Annotated in this window: 3 protein-coding genes; 1 reads left to right on the top strand and 2 read right to left on the bottom strand. The window is 51.5% G+C overall.

Annotated features, from left to right (window positions below; genetic code table 11):
• Nucleotides 1-1,063 (bottom strand): aspartate aminotransferase family protein (locus tag ABYP73_RS11780; protein ID WP_372974451.1); only part of this gene is annotated, 1,063 nt, incomplete at its 3' end.
• A gap of 156 nt (nt 1,064-1,219) precedes the next feature.
• Here ABYP73_RS11780 and ABYP73_RS11775 point away from each other — a divergent pair.
• A complete protein-coding gene (locus tag ABYP73_RS11775) occupies nt 1,220-3,241 on the top strand; it encodes a dihydrofolate reductase (protein WP_372945267.1) in 2,022 nt (673 codons plus the stop codon).
• Nucleotides 3,242-3,309: 68 nt separating this feature from the next.
• Here the strand turns inward: ABYP73_RS11775 and ABYP73_RS11770 are convergent.
• Nucleotides 3,310-4,117: acyl-CoA dehydrogenase family protein (locus ABYP73_RS11770; RefSeq protein WP_372974450.1), on the bottom strand; the 808-nt coding region annotated here is incomplete at its 5' end.

Genomic DNA, 4,117 nt, shown 5'->3' with positions numbered 1-4,117 from the left:
GAAGGCTCATCATGGTTTTCGTGCATTCAAAGGTGCGTTTGGCGAGATTGAACCAGTCTTCCTCCTCCGAGTGCTGCAGGAGGTATTCTGCCTCCTGGCTGAAGGTGGTGTGCGAATGGCTACCATCCCTGAACAGCAGAGCCGTGGTGATGGTGGACATCAGCATCATCTTATGCCCGTCGATCACCACAGAATCTGCCCGGTCTATGCCCCGCACAGTCCCCCTGTATTTTTCTGAAAAAATGGCGGCACCGCCATGAGCCGCATCCACGTGAAACCACAGCCCTTTTTCTTTACAAAAGGCGGCCAGGGTATCCAGATCGTCATACACCCCTGTAGCCGTGGAGGGGGCACTTCCCACCAGAGCGAATACGTGCAGGCCTTTGCTCCTGGCTTCTTCATAGGCTCGGCTCAAAAGAGAGGTGTCTATGGAAAAATCAGCCTTTACCGGAACTTTGATGATCCCGTCAGATCCCAGCCCCATGATCCTGGCTGCCCGGTCTATACAGTAATGCGCTTCTTCCGAGACCATCACTGCGAGGCGGTTGCCATGACCTTCCAGCCAGACATCCTCTTCGAGCACAGCCTTCCTGGCGGAGAGCAGGGCGGTTAAATTGGCCAGGGTTCCGCCGGAGGTCAGGATCCCCCTGGCCCCTTCTCCAAACCCTATTTTGTGAGCCAGCAGATCCGTCACCTGCCGTTCCATGGCTGTGGGGGCCATCCCCATCTCGTATACCGCCATCCCGTTGTTGAGTATAGAGCTGACCAGGCCGCAGAGAGCTGCCTGGGGTGCAGGAGCACAGACCTGGTGACCGATATAGCGGGGGTGATGCACATGGGTGGTATGCCTGAGCACTTCCTGGAAGAAGTCGGATCCCGAACCTGTTTTAAAAAAACCTCCCCAAAATTTCATTTCCTCTTCCGGGCCGGAGTAGTTGATGACCTTGTCGCCGCTTCCTTTGAGACTGCTCTCCAGGTGATTGGCCAGGAGGTCTATCAGCTCGTGGCCCTGGCGCCTGAAACCATCTGGGTCATATACCTGTTGTAATAACTTAGGGTTCATATGCCTGTTTTGAGTTGATGCGAAGAGTAAAGGTAGAGGTATGCTCTTATTTCATCTTCAAGAAGGATAGATTTTTTTGACCCTGTCGATAAAAAGGGTAGGAAATGCCTGCTAAATTTCTACTTTTGAGGATCAACGACAAACAGAATTAAAATTATGAGATTACCAAAATTCATGCTCGCCTTTTTGGCGATTGGGATCATGTGGTCCTGCGGGCAAAAGGAAACTGATACCAAAAACACTGAGAAAGAGAACACTTCTTTTGAGTACCTGGTAGACCGGTTCGCAGACATTCAGATCCTCCGTTATCAGGTCCCCGGATTTGACAACCTCTCCTTAAACCAGAAAAAACTCGTCTATGCCCTTACGCAGGCCGGACTGGCAGGACGGGACATTATGTGGGACCAGAATTATCGCCATAACCTGCAGATCAGGAGGGCCCTGGAAAAGATCGATACCACCTTTACGGGTGACAAATCCACAGACGACTGGAAGGCTTTTAAGACCTATCTGAAAAGGGTGTGGTTCTCCAATGGCATCCATCACCATTACTCCAATGACAAACTGGAACCCGGTTTTACCCAGGAATATTTGACCACGCTGCTCGCATCTACGGGTACGGAATTGAGCGGTGAGCCTTTTGACGTTATCTTCAATGAGCAGGATGCCAAGAAGGTTAACAAGAAGAAAGGAATCGATAATGTAGCTGAATCTGCGGTCAATTTCTATGATCCGGGGATCACATCTGCCCAGGTGGAAGAGTTTTACGCCAAGGCCGATCGGGGTCCTGAAGGCCGACCCGTAGAGACCGGATTGAATTCCAAACTGGTCCTCCGAGATGGGAAGATCACCGAAGCGGTGTACAAATCAGGAGGCATGTACGGCGCTGCCATAGACGAGATGATCAAGTGGCTGGAGACGGCCAAAGATGTGGCAGAGAATGAGAAGCAGGCTCAAACGCTGGAATTGTTGATCGAGTACTACAAGACGGGAAGCCTGGCTACCTGGGATGAATACGCCATCTCCTGGGTCAATTCCCGGGAAGGGGACATCGATTGGATCACCGGGTTTGTAGAGGTTTACAACGATCCTCTGGGATACAAGGGTTCCTATGAGACCATTGTGCAGATCAAGGATTTTGAGATGTCCAAACAAATGGCGGTCCTCTCGGATAACGCCCAGTGGTTCGAGGACGAGTCGCCCCTGATGGACGAACACAAAAAGAAGAACGTAGTCGGGATCTCCTATAAAACCGTGAATGTAGCCGGGGAATCGGGTGATGCCTCGCCCAGTACGCCCATAGGCGTCAATTTGCCTAACAACAACTGGATCAGGCAGGAGCATGGAAGTAAATCGGTTTCCCTGGGGAACATCATTGATGCCTATAACAATGCAGGCGAATCCGGAAGGTTGCAGGAATTTGCCTTTGACGAGGAAGAGATCGCCAGGGAAAAGAAATACGGTACGGCGGCCTCAAAACTCCTGACTGCCCTCCACGAGGTCGTGGGCCATGCTTCCGGTCAGATCAATGCAGGTGTCGGCCAACCCAAGGAGACCCTGAAGAACTACGCGTCTACCATGGAAGAGGGAAGGGCAGACCTGGTAGGCCTTTACTATCTCATGGACCCCAAACTTCAGGAACTTGGCCTTACGGATAACTGGGAGGAACTGGGTAAAACGGCTTATGACCGTTATATCCGTAACGGACTGGTCACTCAGCTGATCCGAATAGAATTGGGTGATGACATAGAGGAAGACCATATGGTCAACCGCCAGTGGGTCTCAGCCTGGGTTTTTGAGAAGGGGCAGGCAGACAAGGTCATCGAAAAAGTGGAAAGGGATGGAAAGACTTTCTACGAGATCAATGACTACGCTAAGCTAAGGGAGCTGTTCGGGCAATTGCTCAAGGAGACCCAAAGGATCAAATCGGAGGGAGATTTCACGGCTGCACAGGACCTGGTAGAAGGTTACGGGGTAAAAGTAGACCAGGCACTGCACGCCGAGGTCCTGGAAAGAAATTCAGCCTTCATCACACCTCCCTACAGCGGCTTTGTGAACCCCGATATTGTCCCTGTGCTGGATACGGAAGGGGAAATCGTCGATTTCAGGCTGGAATGGCCGGAGACCTTTGAGGCTCAGATGCACGCCTACGCGAAGAATCACAGTTTCCTGAAATAGAAACAAGGACGGCTTATAACAAAAAAAACCGCCCTCCTGGGGCGGGTTTTTTTTTGTGCCAGAAATGACTATCCGTCAAAGGTGTAGCGGTTTTCCTCCGCCACCTTTTCGGCGATCTTGTTCCTGAGTGCGACCACATTGGGTTGATTGGTGTATTTGGTAAACCGTTTGAGTCCCATCAACATCATGCGCTGTTCATCTCCCTCCGCGAAGGAAACGATGGCTTCCTTACCTTTTTTGATCACCAGGTCTACGGCCTCATAAAGATAGAGTTTGGCCATAGCGATCTGAACTTCCTGGGCGGCTTCACCTTCCCGCTTCGCATTTTTCTCTGTCCTCAACACCGTCGATTCTGCCATATAGATCTCGATCAGGATATCAGCTGCTGCGAGCAACAATTGCTGGTGAGATTCCAGGTCGGGTCCGAACTTCTGAACCGCGCTGCCCGCCACCATCAGGAACACCTTTTTGAGTCGGGCGATCAGGTCTTTCTCTTCTGCGAACAATTCTGAAAAATCAGGAGTTTCGAAAGAGGGGATGCCCATGAGTTCTTCTCCGACGGCCGTGGCCGGTCCGAGCAGGTCTACATGTCCCTTCATGGCCTTTTTCACGAGCATGCCCACCGCCAGCATGCGGTTGATCTCGTTGGTACCTTCGTAGATACGGGAGATACGGGCATCACGCCAGGCTTTTTCCATGGGGGCATCTGCACTGAAGCCCATTCCCCCGAAGATCTGTATACCTTCATCCGTTGTATTCTGAACATCTTCGGACACAGCCACTTTCAGGATGGAACATTCAATTGCGTATTCTTCTACCCCTTTGAGTTCCGCTTCCTGGTGTGTACTTCCTTCTGCTACCCGGATGGCGATCCTG

Source organism: Muriicola sp. (assembly GCF_041567615.1).
In the GTDB taxonomy this organism is placed as follows: Bacteria; Bacteroidota; Bacteroidia; order Flavobacteriales; family Flavobacteriaceae; genus Muriicola.
This window is presented reverse-complemented; position numbering and strand designations above follow the sequence as displayed.